The sequence below is a fragment of the Campylobacter sp. CCUG 57310 genome (assembly GCF_013201975.1).
Lineage (GTDB): Bacteria > Campylobacterota > Campylobacteria > Campylobacterales > Campylobacteraceae > Campylobacter_A > Campylobacter_A canis.
On sequence record NZ_CP053845.1, the window covers coordinates 1,147,511 to 1,163,837 of the forward strand.

The 16,327-nt window shown below is 36.3% G+C and carries 18 protein-coding genes, 1 rRNA gene and 1 pseudogene; all 20 read right to left on the minus strand.

Going from position 1 to position 16,327, the window contains the following annotated elements; all coding sequences use genetic code 11:
* Positions 1 to 22 precede the first annotated feature (22 nt).
* Complete coding sequence (locus tag CORI_RS05655) at positions 23 to 2,254, minus strand: hypothetical protein (RefSeq protein ID WP_173031168.1); 2,232 nt, start codon at positions 2,252 to 2,254, stop codon at positions 23 to 25.
* Positions 2,251 to 2,772 carry an outer membrane lipoprotein carrier protein LolA gene (locus CORI_RS05660; protein ID WP_173031169.1) on the minus strand — a complete coding sequence of 174 codons (522 nt, stop codon included), beginning with the start codon at positions 2,770 to 2,772 and terminating at the stop codon, positions 2,251 to 2,253. Before CORI_RS05660 ends, CORI_RS05655 begins: the two co-directional genes overlap by 4 nt.
* A complete protein-coding gene (locus tag CORI_RS05665) occupies positions 2,747 to 3,187 on the minus strand; it encodes a thioesterase family protein (RefSeq protein ID WP_169942869.1) in 441 nt (146 codons plus the stop codon). Before CORI_RS05665 ends, CORI_RS05660 begins: the two co-directional genes overlap by 26 nt.
* The gene (locus tag CORI_RS05670) at positions 3,184 to 4,806 is read right to left on the minus strand and encodes a glycosyltransferase (RefSeq protein ID WP_367889819.1); all 1,623 of its coding nucleotides are present in this window, start codon (positions 4,804 to 4,806) and stop codon (positions 3,184 to 3,186) included. Before CORI_RS05670 ends, CORI_RS05665 begins: the two co-directional genes overlap by 4 nt.
* Entirely contained in the window at positions 4,796 to 6,355 is a 1,560-nt protein-coding gene (locus tag CORI_RS05675; protein ID WP_173031170.1) for an AMP-binding protein, read from the minus strand. Before CORI_RS05675 ends, CORI_RS05670 begins: the two co-directional genes overlap by 11 nt.
* Positions 6,352 to 6,927, minus strand: a complete 576-nt coding sequence (locus tag CORI_RS05680; RefSeq protein WP_254064888.1) for a DNA gyrase subunit B — start codon at positions 6,925 to 6,927, stop codon at positions 6,352 to 6,354. The genes CORI_RS05675 and CORI_RS05680 overlap by 4 nt, the downstream gene beginning before the upstream one ends.
* A complete protein-coding gene (locus CORI_RS05685; protein WP_169942873.1) occupies positions 6,884 to 7,129 on the minus strand; it encodes an acyl carrier protein in 246 nt (81 codons plus the stop codon). The genes CORI_RS05680 and CORI_RS05685 overlap by 44 nt, the downstream gene beginning before the upstream one ends.
* Positions 7,126 to 7,389, minus strand: coding sequence for a phosphopantetheine-binding protein (locus tag CORI_RS05690; protein WP_172199443.1), 264 nt, complete (start codon positions 7,387 to 7,389; stop codon positions 7,126 to 7,128). Before CORI_RS05690 ends, CORI_RS05685 begins: the two co-directional genes overlap by 4 nt.
* Positions 7,377 to 8,165: a lysophospholipid acyltransferase family protein gene (locus CORI_RS05695; protein ID WP_254064889.1), complete on the minus strand. Its 789-nt coding sequence runs from the start codon at positions 8,163 to 8,165 to the stop codon at positions 7,377 to 7,379. Before CORI_RS05695 ends, CORI_RS05690 begins: the two co-directional genes overlap by 13 nt.
* Positions 8,125 to 8,793 carry a beta-ketoacyl synthase chain length factor gene (locus CORI_RS05700; protein ID WP_173031171.1) on the minus strand — a complete coding sequence of 223 codons (669 nt, stop codon included), beginning with the start codon at positions 8,791 to 8,793 and terminating at the stop codon, positions 8,125 to 8,127. The genes CORI_RS05695 and CORI_RS05700 overlap by 41 nt, the downstream gene beginning before the upstream one ends.
* On the minus strand, positions 8,793 to 9,212 hold the full coding sequence (locus CORI_RS05705; protein WP_173031172.1) for an excinuclease ABC subunit A: 420 nt from the start codon (positions 9,210 to 9,212) through the stop codon (positions 8,793 to 8,795). The genes CORI_RS05700 and CORI_RS05705 overlap by 1 nt, the downstream gene beginning before the upstream one ends.
* A 10-nt stretch (positions 9,213 to 9,222) precedes the next feature.
* Positions 9,223 to 9,627 carry a hypothetical protein gene (locus tag CORI_RS05710; protein WP_172199434.1) on the minus strand — a complete coding sequence of 135 codons (405 nt, stop codon included), beginning with the start codon at positions 9,625 to 9,627 and terminating at the stop codon, positions 9,223 to 9,225.
* A gap of 12 nt (positions 9,628 to 9,639) precedes the next feature.
* Entirely contained in the window at positions 9,640 to 10,854 is a 1,215-nt protein-coding gene (locus tag CORI_RS05715) for a beta-ketoacyl-ACP synthase (RefSeq protein ID WP_173031173.1), read from the minus strand.
* Positions 10,854 to 11,570, minus strand: coding sequence for a 3-oxoacyl-ACP reductase FabG (gene fabG / locus CORI_RS05720; RefSeq protein ID WP_173031174.1), 717 nt, complete (start codon positions 11,568 to 11,570; stop codon positions 10,854 to 10,856). Before fabG ends, CORI_RS05715 begins: the two co-directional genes overlap by 1 nt.
* On the minus strand, positions 11,563 to 12,003 hold the full coding sequence (locus tag CORI_RS05725; protein ID WP_173031175.1) for a thioester dehydrase: 441 nt from the start codon (positions 12,001 to 12,003) through the stop codon (positions 11,563 to 11,565). Before CORI_RS05725 ends, fabG begins: the two co-directional genes overlap by 8 nt.
* A complete protein-coding gene (locus tag CORI_RS05730) occupies positions 12,000 to 13,166 on the minus strand; it encodes a beta-ketoacyl synthase N-terminal-like domain-containing protein (RefSeq protein WP_173031176.1) in 1,167 nt (388 codons plus the stop codon). Before CORI_RS05730 ends, CORI_RS05725 begins: the two co-directional genes overlap by 4 nt.
* Complete coding sequence (locus CORI_RS05735; protein ID WP_254064979.1) at positions 13,153 to 13,527, minus strand: hypothetical protein; 375 nt, start codon at positions 13,525 to 13,527, stop codon at positions 13,153 to 13,155. The genes CORI_RS05730 and CORI_RS05735 overlap by 14 nt, the downstream gene beginning before the upstream one ends.
* Positions 13,528 to 13,548: 21 nt before the next feature.
* Complete coding sequence (locus CORI_RS05740; RefSeq protein WP_173031178.1) at positions 13,549 to 14,073, minus strand: 4'-phosphopantetheinyl transferase superfamily protein; 525 nt, start codon at positions 14,071 to 14,073, stop codon at positions 13,549 to 13,551.
* Positions 14,074 to 15,296: 1,223 nt separating this feature from the next.
* Positions 15,297 to 15,503 (minus strand): annotated as a pseudogene (locus tag CORI_RS10715) (ComEA family DNA-binding protein); the annotation flags it as partial.
* A 536-nt stretch (positions 15,504 to 16,039) separates the two neighbouring features.
* Positions 16,040 to 16,159, minus strand: a 5S ribosomal RNA gene (gene rrf, locus CORI_RS05750).
* Positions 16,160 to 16,327 lie beyond the last annotated feature (168 nt).

A 16,327-nucleotide genomic window follows, 5' to 3' on the forward strand; every position in this document is an offset into this window, starting at 1 on the left:
CGGCCCAAATTAAGCGAATTTACTATAAATTTCTTGCGCTCAAAACGCCGGCGGCAAGTGCATAAAAAGCCACGCAAAGACTAACGCTAAGCCCAAATAGGCTGATCGCGCCTGTGGTGCTAAAAGTAAGCATAAAAAACGATATGAAGCTGGTAACCGCCGCCATCATAATGCCAAAGATACGCTCATTTACACTCAAATTTTTATTTAAAGCAAATATCATATAATCAATCCCGACCGCACTTGCCAAGATAAGTCCAAACACTACAAAGATATTAATATGCATATCAAACAAGACAAAAATGCAAAGCGTACTCATAACTCCAAGCGTGATTAAGCTCATAACCAAAGAGGCTTTAAGAGCGCCAAAAAACACCCACAAAAGCACAAATGCAAGACAAAAGGCTATAAATTTAAGCATAGCCGCAGACGCTTTAGCTTCAGTGAAATTTTGATTAAGCGCAATTAGAAAATCGACTACAAAAGCGTCGTTTGAAGCTAAAATTTCATCGCTTTTATCGTTATTTGTAAAATTTTTTGCATAAATTACGCTTGAATTTTCATCAAGCAAGAAGCGCTTAAAATCTTTTGCAATATCAAATTTTAAAATTTCATCCAAGCTAAGCGTTTTAACTTGAGATACTTTGTCAAACTCTTTGTTTATCATATCTTCATCAAAGCCCAAATTTGTATAAATTTCTATCATTTTAGGATCGTTTTTAGCTTTTTTAAAAGCGTCTTTTATACTCTCCTGCTCGCTTTGGGTTAGAAAAATTTTAGATATGGATTCGTAGTTTTCAACTAAATTTTCGGCTTTAAGCTCGCTTAAAAGTTTATTTTCAGCTTGCAAGACATCATTGCTGTTTTTAACCACGATCATCAAGCTAGATCCCGCAAGTCCGCCAAGTTCTGATATCTTTTTTGACTGCAAAAGCAGCTCATCAGGAGAGCTTGAATACTCTTTTATATTATCGGTGGTAATTAAATTTGATAAATTTAGTAGCAAAACAGAAGCAAGAAAAATCGCAAGCGAAGATACAAATTTGATTCCGATTTTGCCTGCAAACACAAGGCAAAATTCTTCAAATTTATTTAAAATTTCAGTAAAAATTTTGCTTTGAGTGAAAATTTTGCCCTCAAGAATGAGCGGCAAACAAAAATATGTAAACAAAAACGCACCAAAAAGCGTAAAAAAAGAAAAGACCGCAATCTGCTTTAAAATCTCAAGCTTGGCAAACACAAATACCCCATATCCGCTCATCGTGATAACAAGTCCCAGCAAAAATATGCCAAGCATAGGTCGCATACCGTATCTGCTTATTTTTACATTTTGACTTTTACCCAGCCAATGAAGCGCAAAATCAAACATTAGCCCCACAAGACTGGTGCCTATAACCACAACCATAATATGCACGTTTGCAAATACCGCAAGCGAGGCTGCAAAGCCGCAAGCAAATCCGAAAATCGCAACAAAAATAATAAAAAATATATTGAAATTTCTAAAAGCAAGCAAGAGCAAAGCAGAGCTTAGCAATAGCGAAACAAGGCTCATATAAAGACTCTCTTTATCCCCCCTGTCCTTTGCAAAAGCAGAATAAAGCGCACCCGAACTTATAAACGCCTCTGCATTTTCTTTGTCCGCCTGAGCTTTTATCTCTTCATAAAATTTAATGAGCTTTTTATCATCATAGCCATTTTTAAGCCTTGCTTTTATGAGATAAAAATCCCTATTTTCGTCTTTAACCCTAAGCATAAGGCTTGAAAGATCAAGACTTACTTTTGAATCATCTACACTCAAATGACTTGAAAAACCGAAAAAATCATCGTTTGGGCTAAGTGGTTTAAAAGAAAATTGATTAAAAAAGCTTTCGGCATTTTTTTTAAAAAACTCGCCGCTGCCCCCAACTATCTCTTGGTAAATTTCTTTACTGAGCATAGCCATCTTAAGCCGGTTTATCTCATCAAGATAGTTTGAAAGATTGATATTTGTCGTGGCATTAAATTCATCAAAAATACCAAATTCAAAAGCGGTTTTTTCAGCTTTTAAAGCAAATTCTTTCGAGTCACTCATAAATAAAAATTCATTTGAAAAATCTTTTTGCATAGATTTTAAAAGCTGAAATTCACGCTCGTTTTCTTTAAAATTTACAAGGGCGAATATATCGGTTTCAACTTTTTTTATCTCGCTTACGATATAAAAAACAGATGCCAAAAAAACAAGAAGAAACAGGCAAAAAGTAGAGATTTTTTTCATTTTATATCATAAAATTCGTTTATCGTTTTATCTCCGCTTACCTCATCAAGTTCAAGTCGTTTTAAAAACTCATCTCCGCTTAATGAAATTTGAGTAAAAATTTGCTTTAAAAGTAAATTTTTAGGCGTTAGCACGATATACCAGCCTTTACTTGAAGATGAAATTTTATATTCAAACTCTTTTTTCAGCTCGTTTTCATCAAGTCTAACAAGAGCCAAAAATAGCTTTTCATCGAAATTTTGACCGGTTTTTATAAGATCATCGCCGTTTTTTTGAAAAACCCCGTCCTTGTTTATGATGAGAGTTGAAGAAATCGGCTTGCTATTTTGCCAAAGCAGCTCATTTTCGTTTAAAGAAAATGAGCCATAGCTCTTAAAAGCGTTATTAAACCCTTTTAAAATTTTAGTCTGAGTAAAATTTCCGCTTATGTTTTGAGTTTTTATGTTTGATTTTATCTCTTCAAAGTTAGTCGCAAATAAACTTAAACCAAGACTAAGTATTGCTATTAAGTTTTTCATTTTGATACCTTTTTATCGCTTTTTTAATGGGTTCAGGCAACACAAGACAAGTTTGTATGTCCTTCATATCAACCGCTACTTGCGAGCTATTTGCCACACTTAGTTTCTCTTTTGTTTTAACGTTTCTTATGATGTATCTAAATTTTAAAAAGCTCTCAAATTCAACCAAAATAGCCTCAACCTCGATCTCATCGCCAAAAAACACAGGCTTTGCATACTTGATGTCAAGCTTAACGACAGGAAAAGCAAAGCCGTCGTTTTTCATCGCTTCGTAGTTATATCCTATCTCATCAAGCAGTTCGCAACGCGCTGTTTCAAGGTATTTGATATAGTTGCCGTGCCAAACCACGTTCATAGAATCCACATCGAAAAACTGAGCTTTTATGATAACTTTCTTTGAAATTTCACTCATCATTGACCCCAAAAATCAAAAAAATTAAACCACTGAGAAGGCGTTTGAACGCATCTTTTTTCAAGCTCTCTTACATAAGCTTCAAGATATGGCTTAACGCTTGCTTGTTTATCCCTAAAAAGCTTTATCTGATCAGCGATTTTAATTAGCTCTATATCAAATTTATCTCCCATTTTTTGACACCAAAGAGAGCTTACGCCAACGCCTAAAATTCCGGCTATCAGATACGGTCCGTAGTTAAATTTAGCGCTTTGCCCAAGGAAGCTAACCTCACTAAATTTATCCCCGCTTATAGGCACTCTATCGCCCATTATGCCTATATGAAAGCCGCTATCTACTATGTTTTTAAGCTCCAGCATAGCCTCTACGTCAAGCTCGTTAACAAGCATTACTCGCACGCTTTTACCGCTTATCTTGGCTATTGTCCCTGCAAATTCCCGTGTATTTTTATCATAGGCTAAAATGACTATATCAAGTCCGCCGACTTTTGTTGAAAGCGCTTTGCAAATTTCTATATTCCCAAGATGAGCGGTCAGTATAACCTGCCCTCTTTTAGCATTTATGAGCTCATTTTGAATGGTTTGTAAATTTACGGCTCTAATCTCATCTAGTGTTATCTCGCCTCGCCACACTCTAAATTTATCGCAAATCGCAACACCGAATTCATAAAAATTACTAAATACGCTACTATCTTTAACACACTCTTTGCCCGCAAATTTGGCTAAATTTTCTCTAAATTTCTTAATATTTTCACGCTCCTTCTTTGAGGTGACGTAGTAAAAAAACACTACGATTTTTATCAGAAAATTCAAAAGAAATTTTGGCGTGTATTTTGTTAAGAATAGTGTCAAATTTAATAAATTTTTACCGCCTCGCTCATACTTTTGCCACCACATTTTATCGCTTTTAGAGCCTATTAATCTATCAAAAGCAAATTTTGGCATAGTTAAAAAATACTTAGCGTGCATAAGCGATATAAGCGCGTTGTCTCTTAGCATTTTAAAGTGCGACACGCCGCCTTTTTCGTAAAACACCCTTATATCTATCCATTCCATCTTAACACCGCTTCTATGGGCGTTTACAAGGATTTCGGTGTCAAATTCCATCCTATCGGTCTTGCTTTTGGAAATTGCCGTTTCAAGCTCTTTTAAGGGATAAATTCTAAATCCGCACATCCCGTCTTTGATATCTGCACCAAGAGTGTTGATATATATCCAAAAATTTGTTATTTTCCTGCCGTGAACCCTCGCTTTTGGCGCGCTTTCATCATAAACAGGAGCTGCGCATATGAGTTTTTTAAGCTCTTTTTTGCTACAAGCTAAAAACTCGCTTATTACGCTAAGATCGTGCTGAGAGTCCGCATCTATCTGAAAAAGATGGCTAAAGCCGTTTTCAAGCCCGAATTTAAACCCATCCTTCATAGCAGCTCCCTTGCCGCCGTTTTGCTCTCTGGTTAAGATGCTAACGCCTTCAAGGCTATTTAGCACGGCTTTGCTGGCACTATCTGAGCCGTCATCTACGATTATGATAGGCAAATCGTGCTTTTTAAGCTCGGTTACAAGCTGCTTTATGCGAGCCGGATGGTTGTAAAATGGGATTAAAAAGCCGTATTTATATATCAAATTTTATCCTGCCGCTTGAGCACTTTTCGCCGTTGCAAAATAGCTCGAAGTTGATCTTCTCATCGCTCACGTCAAAACAGACATCAAGAGTATCGTTTGGACGGACAAATTTAGTAAATTTTAGATTTTCTACGCTAGTTTTATCACTAAATTTTACCCCCACGCTCCTAGCTAGGGCAAATATAAAATCAAGCTGAAAAAATCCCGGCACCAAAGGAAGCCTCGCAAAATGATGAGTAAATATATCAAGCTCAACGCTCATAACGCAGCTAAATTTATACTCCCAAACATCGCTTTTGGTTCTAGTCCACTTTGGTGAAATTTGCCTAAACAAAACCTCTTCGAATTTATCCTTTGAAAATTTTCCTTGAGGATTTCTAGGTAGGCTTTCAACTATCTTAAAGTGCCTAATGCTATTTTTGTATTCTATCTTTAGTATCTCTTTAAGCTGCTCCACTATGCCAGCTTTGCCAAATTTTCTAAATTTATCAAGCCCGCTTTTATTTAATTCCAAAAGCGCAACCGCACGCTTAAATTTCGGATGAACTGCGCAATAACAATCGCTTAAAATTCCGCTTTCAAATAGCTTTTTTTCGATATTTTCTAGGCTTATTCGCTTGTCGTTTAGTTTGATTATCCTATCGATCCTGCCACGCAAGATTAGGCGCGAACCTTCTATGCCCGCGCAGTCGTTACTTTGAAAAAACTCGCACCAAGGAGAGCTTACGTTTAGCGCCTCTCTTTCATCAAGTCCGCCTTTAACAGGCTCAAGAAGCATAAGCCCGTCGCCTAAATTTTGCGCTATCGTACCGGTTTCGGTACTACCGTATATGTCAATTATCTTTGCATTACAAAGCTTATTAAGCTCTTCTCTAAGCTCGCTTTTTAGCTCGCTTCCCGCCGAAACTATACCGCAAATAGGCTTTATCTCGTCCGCTCTTGGACTTTGAACTAAGGCTTTAAGCAACACGGGAGAAGTTATTAAAACATGATTGTTAAGATCAAGCTCCAGGATTGCTTCAGGGTAGTTAAGCTCACGCGCGATAGCCTTTGAGCCAATCATCATAGGAAGAAATATCCTATAAGCAAGCCCGAACATATGCTGGTGCGAAACGCTTGCAAATATTATATTTTCAGGACTAAAGCCAAAAATTTTAGCCAAATATTCGCCCTCTACAATCATGCTTTTAAGAGATTTTTTTATATTTTTACTCTTGCCCGTTGAGCCTGAAGTCTGAAGATAAAATTTGCTATCCTCATTTAAATTTAGCTCGTAAATATCATTTACATCTAAAAATTCGGCAAAATTTTCATCTCTTACACTAAGCATTTCGCCGCTAAAAATCGGCTTTGGCAAAATATAAGCAACCGCTCCTGCTATCATCGCGCCAAAAAATGCTATGCAAAAATCACAAGCCGAACTTAGATAAATTTCAATCTCTTTTATGTTATTTTGTTTTAAATAGCTTGCAAATTTTTGAGACTGGGCAAATATATCCCTATCATCATCTATAAATCTAAAATTCTTAAACTTATCAATAAAACTCATCCGCCATCTCTTAAAATAAAAATCTTTCTATACAAAATCTCACCGCCAAAAAGAGCGCCCATAAGCAGATATGAAATCACTCCCGTATAAACGCTCCAGTAAATCTTATCTTCAAGAATAGATAAAAAAAGCGCCAAAGCGGCGTTAAAAATAAAAAAACCACACCAAATTTTAGTCAAATTTCTAGTATAGGCTATAACTTTTTCATTTAAATTCGCCTCTTTCACTCTGGCAAATTTCGTTATGATCGCCTCATTTTTTAAGCTATATGCAAAAACAGCCAAAAATCCAAGACTTACTAAGACGGGATATAAAAAGGCTAAAGCCGATCCTTTAAAGATAAGACAAAGCCCAAAAAATACCGCCGCCAAAAAAGAAACAAGCCTTAAATTTTTGCTTTCTAAAATTCCTCTTAGCGTCCATAAAATTCCAAGTGCGGCAATGACGATTAGACTAAATCGGTTTGCAAAAAATAGTGCAAAGGGATAAGCTATGCTTGCTATAAATATTCCCGCCCTTATCGCCGTTTTAAGCTTCAAATTTCTTTGCAACCGCTTTAACGATATCTTCAAGCGTCTTTACGCTCTTAAAATCCTCGGGCATAAGTCTATGTCCCGTTTTTCGCTTGATGTGATCGATTAGATCTATCGCATCTATACTATCTATCTCAAGCTCTTCATAAATAAGCGTTTCTGGCTTTATCCTGCTTTCTTCTATCTCAAAAAGCTCTATCAAAGAGGATTTTAAAATTTCAAATATCTCTTCTTGCTTCATTGCTCACTCCTCTTTTCAAAAATGTATTTTGCAAGCGAATTTACGCTATAAAATATCTCTTTTAAATTCGCCGTCTTTGAATCAAGCACGAGGCCGTATCGCTTCTGCACGGCAAGTCCAAGCTCAAGCGCATCTACGCTATCAAGCCCCAAGCCTTCATTAAAAAGAGGTGCGTTTTCATCAATATCGCTTGGCTTCATATCCTCCAAATTCAGGCTGTTTATGATAAGCTCTTTTATCTCATTAACTAACTCTTGCATTCAAACTCCTTCCTGTAAATTTCATTCATATACCTATGCAGCTCTTTGGCTCTTATAGGATTTGGCTTATGAGCAAAAAAACCTTTCATATCAAGGCAAAAAAGCTCATAAAAGTCATATTTTATCATAACATCGGGCGTGCTATACCAAGGCTCGCCCTTTCTTAGGCTTCTTGGCTGCATATTAATAGCAATGCCTATGATTTCGCTTGCCGCTTTTGTCGCAATATGAGATGCGGCTTTGTGGAAATTTATCTCATCTTTAGTTCTCGTTCCTTCGGGAAAGACGATCAAATTTTCTCCGTTTTCAAGAGCGCAAACGCTTCTTTCAAGCAACTCTTCGTTAGCCGTATTTGGTATATATCCACACGCTTTGATGGCGGATGATAAAAATACGTTTTTAGTAAGATCGCCCTTTACTATGCAGTTTGCACGGCGAATTTTAGATATCAAAAAAACCACGTCTAAAAGAGACGGGTGGTTTGCCACTATCATTTGGGAATTTTTGCCCAGATCGGTTTTGATATAAAATTTATAGTCTAAATAGCCAAAAAATTTGCTTACCGCTATGAAAAATTTCCAAGACAACCAAACGCTATCGCGGGATAAATTTTGAACTGTTTTAAATTTATGAAGACCGAGTATCACGATAGGTAAAAATATTAGATTTCCTACCATGCAAATAACTCCAAAAATAATAAAAAGCACAGCCGCCAAAGCTTGACGCAAAAGCTTTTTAAGGCTCATAGTCCCACTGCCAAGTGCAGTTTTTATCACTGCTAGTCCACGATGATTTTTTACATATATCAAAATTGAGCAAAAATTTAAGCAGTAAATTTTCATCGAGATCTTTTTGCTTTTCGCCTTGAATTAGCTTTAAATTTTGCCCTTTAGAAACTACCATGGCAACCATAAAAGAGGCTTCGTCTTGTTTAAAATACTCCTGATTTACAGCTTCATAATAAGCAAGCAAAAGCACTCTATCGTTACCGTTTTCAAGATGAAGTTTAGCTTGCACGAGAGCGTATTCGAGCGTAGCATACGCACATACAGCGGAAATTTCATGATTATTTTGCATACTGATACTAAGAAGCGAAGATATGGCGTTATGAACCGAAAGCGAAAATGAAGTCGGCGAGATAAGCTCGCCTCTTGCAAGCGTGCTTTGCAGGTCAAAACATCTATTTATCTCTCCGCTATATGAGCTAAAAACCACAGGCATATCGATATCGCCAAGACTTTTTGTAAGATGAAAGGCGCACCTTGCAGCCTTGCTTAGCCTGCGTCTTTCAAGCGGCGGGATATGCGAGATATCAAATTCTTTTGTATATTTTAAAAGCTCTCTTCTGCCGGCATTATCAAAAACAATAGCGTCAAAAAATTCAACCTTAAAGCTTAAATTCATTATTTTGCTATATCGCCTTTTAGCGTTACACCGGACATAAGCGCTCCGGCTCCGCACTGAAACTTGGTTTTAGAGTCAAAAGGCTGCTTTTTGTAATAACTGGTAAGGTTTATAACTCTCGTGCCGCCCTCTTTAACGGCTCGCTCCTGAAATGTCTTGATAGCTGATAAAAATGCCCATTCGCAAGCCTCTTTATCGCTTTTATTGAACGCATTTGTCTTTTTGTTTGAGGTGAGGCCCTTTTGTAAAATTTTACCTTTTGTGCCCGAACCAAAGCTTAGCTTGATGTCTTTATTAAGAACTTCGGCAGCCTTTGGCGACTTTAAAACTTCGTCAATCGAAAAGTAAAGCACGTCATCGCGCGCACTTAAATTTAAACCCAAAACCAAAACCGCTATACCAGCAAAAATTTTCTTCATCATTTCTCCTTTATTTGGCTATATCGCCTCTTAGTCTAACCGTAAATTTGTTAGTATAGAGGCATTGAAATTCCGTTTTAGAACTAAATACATTGCCGTATAAAAAGCTTACTATATTTACGGCTTTTGATCCATTTTCTTTTTTAACTCGTCTTTGAAAAGCATTTACCGCATCCAAAAAAGCTATTTCACACTTATCTTTTTTATCTGATATTTCGCCTCTTTGCTTTCTGCTTGCAGTGGCTGCCACTACAACTCTATCGGCTGTGTATGTATCTGCAAATTCCACTTTTACATCGGGTAATATATATTTTTTAGCTAAAGGATTTTTAAACGCCTCTTCAATGCTTAGATTAAATATCTCATCGGCATTTAAGCTAAAAATAAAAACCGCCAAAAACAATATCTTTTTCACTACTGCTCCTTATTAAATTTTCTTAAATATAAGCGATGTATTTACTCCGCCAAATGCAAAGTTGTTGCTCATAACAAAGTCGGTATTTATGGCCGTTTCTTCTCTTAAATATCTTAGCGGAGCGCAGCTTTCATCAATATGATTTAAATTTATCGTAGGGAAAAATCGCCCCTCTCTCATCATCATAACGCTAAATATCGCCTCAAGCCCGCCACAGGCTCCAAGAGTGTGTCCAAGATAGCTTTTAAGCGAGCTGATAGCTATATTTTCGCCAAAAAGCTCATTTGTAGCTATGCTTTCTGCTATATCTCCTTGCTTGGTAGCGGTTGCGTGAGCGTTGATATAACCTATCATATCGGGAGTTAAATTTGCTTCTTTTAGCGCTAGTTGCATCGCGCCTTTCATAGTAGCGCTTTGCGGTCTTGTTACGTGCGTTCCGTCACAGTTTGAGCCAAACCCGACAACTTCAGCGTAAATTTTAGCTCCCCTTTTCATAGCGCTCTCTTCGCTCTCAAGCAGCATTATACCAGCTCCTTCTCCAAGAACCAAACCATCTCGGCCTGAGTCAAATGGCGCAGGAGAGAGCTTTGGCGCCAAATTCTTAACACTGGTTGCATAAAGCATATCAAAGACATAAGCTTCGCTTGGACAGAGCTCTTCCGCGCCTCCTGCAAGCATCATATCTATCCTGCCGCTTTTTATACTCTCATAAGCATACCCGATAGCGTGAGATCCGCTAGTACAGGCTGATGAAGTGGGTATTATGCGTCCTGTTAGCTTATAAAAAAGAGCTATATTAGCAGCCGTCGTGTGAGGCATCATCTTTATATAAGTGTTGGCGTTACAGCTATTTTCGCCCGTGCTTAAAAGATTAGCCATGGATAAAATCGACTCGGTGCTGCCGGTGGATGAACCGCATGCCACACCCATCCTGCCGTCAGTAATTCTTTCATCATTCAAAAGTCCTGCGTCACTTAGAGCAAGTCCTGCGGCTTCAACGCTATATCTTGATACGATACCAAGGCTTCTAAGCTGCTTTCTATCCCACTCCTTTGGACACTCGTAATTTAAAATGGGTGCGGCAAGGCGAGTATTTAGATCATTATACCTATCCCACTCCTTCATATAAACAACAGCGTTTTCGCACTGCTTAAATTTTTCTCTTACTTCACTCCAGCTCTTGCCAAAAGCGCTTACTATGCCCATTCCCGTTACAAATACACGCATCAGCAAAGACCTCCGTTTACGCCGATAACTTGTCTTGTTATATATGAGGCATCTTCGCTTAATAAAAACTCAACCAAGGGCGCTACTTCTTCTGTTTTGCCCGCTCTTTTTGCCGGAATTGCTTTTAAAATTTCATCCATCGGCAAATTTTCATCTATCATATCTGTTTCAATAAGTCCCGGAGCTACGCAATTAACGGTTATATTTCTTGAAGCAAGCTCTACGGCAAGAGCTTTTGTAGCTCCTATAAGCCCCGCTTTGCTTGCAGAATAATTAACCTGTCCTCTATTGCCGATAATGCCTGAAACCGAGCTTATCACAACTACCCTAGCAGGCTTTCTCGTGCGTATCATAGGCATGAGTGCAGGCTTTAAGACATTATAAAAGCTATTTAAATTTACATCCATAACATCAAACCAGTCCTCTTTTTCAATCGCTACAAAGGTATTGTCGCGAGTTATCCCTGCATTTAAGACTACGGCGTAGTAAGCGCCGTTTTTTGATATATCCTCTTCAATGGCAAAATTTGCAGCCTGCGTATCACTCACATCAAAAGCAAGGCTTTTAACTCCAAGTTCGTTTTCAAGGTTAGTTAGCACATCGCTTTTCTTCTTCCCGTGCAAAACCACTTCATAGCCGCTACTTGTAAGACGTCTTGCTATCGCCTCGCCTATACCTCTGCTTGAGCCCGTTATCAAAACTCTTTTTTTACTCATTTACAATCCTTTGTACAAACTCATCATTAGGACTTATTACATTTAAACGGGCTTTGGCGGCCATTTTGCCATCCGTATAAAGCTCGCAATCATAAATTCCAAACCCCTCCTCATCCTGCAAAGAACATCTTGCTTCTATTACAACTTCGTCCCCTATATTTAAAAACGGCTGAAACATCTCAAATTTTCTACTTCCAAGCAAGAATCCAAGTCCTGATTTTAACCCTTTTAACTCACGCATCTTAGAATCATATATCCCAAGCGCTTGCGCCATCATCTCTATGCTTTTATACATCTCAAATTTGCCGTCTTGCAAAAATTTATTATCGCTTTTTATGATACTTTTAGTCTTGATATAATCTTGCTTAAATTCTAAAATTTCATCTATAAGAACGATAGAAGTGCCGTGAGGCAAATGATCAGCCAAACTCATCTAACCCTTTCAAAAATAATCGCCGCATTATCTCCGCCAAAAGCAAAAGATAACGACATGGCAGAATTTACAACGGCTTTTTCATTGATTTTAACCAAATTTACTCTCTTTATCTCTTCGTCATAAATTCCATCATATATATGAGGTGGTAAAACAACTTCTTTTTGCATGCAAAGCATCACACAAATAGCGCTTTCAATCGCTCCTGCAGCGCCCAATGTATGTCCTATCGCAGGCTTTATAGAACTTGCCGGTGTATTTGGCAAATTTGCATTTACTACGGCAGCTTCAACCTGTTCGTTTGCCACTGTTCCGGTGCCATGCAAATTTATATAATCAACCTCGCTTAAATTTGCTTTTTTAAGCGCTTCTTGGATACAAATTCCTTGCATTTTGCCGCTTGTTTCAGGCTGAGTCATATGAAACGCATCGCAATTTGAATGTTCGCCCGCTATAACAATATCAGAAATCTCATCCTTACTTAGCACAAAAAGCCCAGCACCTTCGCCTATATTTATACCGTCACGATTTTTTGAAAAGGGATTAGTTTCGCCCTCACTTAGTATCCCAAGAGAATGAAACCCGTTTATCGTAAGAGTATTTAGACTATCAACTCCACCGCAAATAACCGCATCGCAAATCCCGGCTTTAATAAGCCTTTTGGCTTCAATTATCGCCTTAACGCCCGAAGTGCAAGCCGTAGAAACGGCAAAGCAAACTCCGCTTAATCCGTAAAAATCAGTAATAAACTCGGCAGGATTTGCCAGAGCGTTTTGGCTGACATTGTATCTAAATATATCAAAAAAGCCTGTCTTAGCATGCTCTTTAAATATCTTGTAGTTTTCTTCAACTCCGCTCGTTGTAGTTCCTATAACGACACCTACGCGATTTTTACCATGCTTCTTTATGGCGTCTTTTATTGTATTATCAATTTGCATCATAGCGTTTAAGGCAAGCGCGTTTGTGCGGGTTTTAAAGTATTTAGGCGTTTTGGGGCTAAATTTTTCAAAACTAATATCTATCTTACCCAGCATTAATGATTTGCCCTCTATAAAACTATCACAAAGAGTTAAAAATCTTTTACTTGTTTGTAAATTTAAAATATTTTTATCCGCACTCATGCCGGCTGCGCTCACTATGGACGGCTTACTAACGTATATCAATGCTTTTTACCTTAAATTTTTCTTCATCTATTAAAATTTCCTTTTCATGCTCTTTGTTTTTTATCATATCAAGAACAGCCGCAAAAAGATCGTTGTATCTTAAATTTGGCGGTAAAAATCCAATATTTTCAAATTTGCCGTCTTTTGTTAAAATTCGCCTTGCCAAAGGAGCTCCAAGTACACTAATCAAAGTAAAATTATACCCCTTGTCGGTACTGGCTACATAAAGAATGCCTGTTCCTTGCCTAGAAATAACTTCAAAATTTTTTTCACTGAATTTAGGCAAAATGGGCGGTTGAAATTTAGCATTACAAGAAGATAGTAATATCGCCAAAACAAACAATTTTAGGAATTTAACCACACTCAAACAAAACTCTCGTCTTTATAAAAATTTAATCATTATATCTTTTTTACCTTTAAAAACCGCAGAAACTATAAACAAATCATTAACAATAAAGCTTTTTTTAAAATATCCTCTTGATCTTAAAGAATCTACAACTTTAAGCTCGCTAAAGCCCAAATTTTGAGCCTTTATCAAAGCTTCTTTGGTAGTATAAATTTGATAAAATTTTTCTTTGTTTTTTAGCGACTTGTTCCACTCTTGCTCTTCAAATTCCATAAAACAAAATTCGCTTATGCGATCAAAATTTCTATCTTTTAACTCTTCGACATCCACTCCAAATGCACCTTTCCCAAAAAGCACCGCCACACATCCATCTTTATGAGATATACAAAATTTGGAGCGCTTTTTAAATGTAAATTTTATAGCACGAGAATTTATGAAAGATTTTGATTGCAACAAATACGGATATCTTTTAATTCTTTTTTTATCTACCTTGCTAAGCATTTTTTTATTAAATTTAAGCTCTTTTTTTAAGCAGACAACGAGCTCTAATAAATCTTTCAAAAATTCTCCAATATTATAAATTTTCTATATATTTTATTTTATGCATCGGTATTCTTGCTACTATAACTGAAATATAAGTTTGATATTTTGTTTTTTAGAATATAAAATAGTAGCGATTTTAAATACTTAAAATTTAAATATCTTACAGCCCTCACTTCCAATCAAATAATTACTATCTTGACTTATTATATTTCACACAGAAAAGATATCTTAAGAAAGTAAAGAAGGATAAATTTGATATGTCTTGCCAAATATAGACAATAAAACTAAATTTAGCCTATCTTCACCCTTTTTTATTTGATATACTCAATTTATAAATTCTTAACATAATATTTTACTAGATAATTTTTCATTCTATATAGTAAATCTATCTTTTTAAATTTCCTCAGTTAGATACCCTCTCTTAAACCTCAAGTTTGCTAAGAGCATACTTCCACTTTCCAAATCTCGCCTCCATTGTTGGAGGCACCCTCTTAAACCCTCTCACACCTTGATCTAAACCGCATCTGCCGCAGTAGTCTATTACCGCTACTCATCTTTCTATTATTGCGCTATCTTGCTTTCTTATTTATCCTTATTTAGTCTTTCTCGTTTTTTGTTTTTTTAATTCTCTTATTTGCATTTTTTGCCTCAACTTGCTTCCGTTTCATTACCCGAACCACCTTCAACTTCATAAACGCTATAAATGTCTTATAAGTGATTATCGTAGAATGTTTTAATGTTGTTTCATCAGTAGAAAGTGGCGACCACTATATGTCTCTTTCATAACCTCACTCTACCATTCTACATCCACTGTCTCTTTTAATATTTTCCTGTTTCCATCCTCTTATCTCTTTATAGTCTTTCTATATTAATCCACCCCTACTCACCTTTATTTTCTCCCCCCCCCTCCCCAAAAACCCTTACTACCCCTTCTTCTCTTTCTTTATTTTTCCGTCTTTACTCTCTTTTGTTTTTTTAGTATCCTTCTTCATACTCTCTTTGGCGTCTTGTATCTTCTCTTTTGCATCCTTAGCCTTATCTGTCTTATCTTCTTTACTCTTAGCCTTCTTTGCCTCTTTCTTTAAGTTATCTTCTTTGTCTTTAACTTTTTTGCTTAGACTGTCTTTAGTATCTTTTACTTTGTCTGCCTGTTTAGTTGTTTTTTCTTTTGTATCTTTTGTTTTAGATACTTTATCTTTTATCTTTTTAGTAGTATTAGCAGGCATTACGCTTTTACCCGATACCGATATATCTTGCTTTAACGCCTCAAATGTCTTATCTCCTATTCCGTTTACATTCTTAATATCATCTATAGAGTTAAACTTATTCATTTTTCTATATTCCATTATAGCCTCAGCCTTGGACTCTCCTATACCCTTTAAGCTCATAAGCTCCTCTTTAGTGGCCGTGTTTAAATTTATCTGAGCAAATGCAGATAGCCAAAGCATAATCAGTGCTAATAGTATATTTTTTACCGTATTCATAGTAAATTCCTTTTTATTAAGATGTTTAAATTTAAGTAGTTAAAATTCTATAACACTATGTTAAAGAAATGATAAATTTATAAATAAGTATAAGCAAATTTATTTTAATCTAAATTTCACAAGAAGCGTCTTAATCTATTAAATTTATGATTGTGTTACTAACAAAGCTTAATAACAGGGAGCTTTACAATTCTATGAAAAAATGAATTAAAAGACGACCATAAAAAAATATGGACTTTTTACAATATCTTTTAATTCGTAAAGTAATCATACAAGCTTAATAAATAAAATAAACAAATAAACTATAGATATAAAGAATAAATACAGAAGTTACTTTGGATAATTGTAAATAAAGCAGATAAATATATAAAGAATTTAAAAACTAATCGGTTTAAATTTAAAAGTATGTAAAAATATAATAAATGTAAAAAATTTTTATCTTTATTGTTAATATTTTTGGATTAGCTGTTTTTGATATGAATTTAGAAGAATAATAACAAAGCCCGCAACGACCTACTTTTCCAAACATCCCAGTAAGGGAGAGTATCATCAGCCAGGACGAGCTTAGCTTCTTGGTTCGAGATGGAGCAAGGCGTTTCCTCGTCTGTATAGTCACGGGCAGTGTTAAATAAAAAATCATTGCAGAGTTTAACCAAGATATTTTTATTTATATCTCAACAACCTGCTTCCTAATTTCTTATTTAACACTGTCTTTTATTTGTTAAGAGTTAAAGCGTTTTAAACAACAATCTTTTCTTGCAAGGTTTACCCTTAACAAGGAAGTGATG

Excerpts from the sequence above, each read along its gene's own strand:
- CORI_RS05655 (WP_173031168.1), bottom strand. The coding sequence starts at position 2,254 with ATGAAAAAAATCTCTACTTTTTGCCTGTTTCTTCTTGTTTTTTTGGCA.
- CORI_RS05660 (WP_173031169.1), bottom strand. The coding sequence starts at position 2,772 with ATGAAAAACTTAATAGCAATACTTAGTCTTGGTTTAAGTTTATTTGCG.
- CORI_RS05665 (WP_169942869.1), bottom strand. The coding sequence starts at position 3,187 with ATGATGAGTGAAATTTCAAAGAAAGTTATCATAAAAGCTCAGTTTTTC.
- CORI_RS05675 (WP_173031170.1), bottom strand. The coding sequence starts at position 6,355 with ATGAGTTTTATTGATAAGTTTAAGAATTTTAGATTTATAGATGATGAT.
- CORI_RS05685 (WP_169942873.1), bottom strand. The coding sequence starts at position 7,129 with ATGAAGCAAGAAGAGATATTTGAAATTTTAAAATCCTCTTTGATAGAG.
- CORI_RS05690 (WP_172199443.1), bottom strand. The coding sequence starts at position 7,389 with ATGCAAGAGTTAGTTAATGAGATAAAAGAGCTTATCATAAACAGCCTG.
- CORI_RS05700 (WP_173031171.1), bottom strand. The coding sequence starts at position 8,793 with ATGAATTTAAGCTTTAAGGTTGAATTTTTTGACGCTATTGTTTTTGAT.
- CORI_RS05705 (WP_173031172.1), bottom strand. The coding sequence starts at position 9,212 with ATGAAGAAAATTTTTGCTGGTATAGCGGTTTTGGTTTTGGGTTTAAAT.
- CORI_RS05715 (WP_173031173.1), bottom strand. The coding sequence starts at position 10,854 with ATGCGTGTATTTGTAACGGGAATGGGCATAGTAAGCGCTTTTGGCAAG.
- fabG (WP_173031174.1), bottom strand. The coding sequence starts at position 11,570 with ATGAGTAAAAAAAGAGTTTTGATAACGGGCTCAAGCAGAGGTATAGGC.
- CORI_RS05725 (WP_173031175.1), bottom strand. The coding sequence starts at position 12,003 with ATGAGTTTGGCTGATCATTTGCCTCACGGCACTTCTATCGTTCTTATA.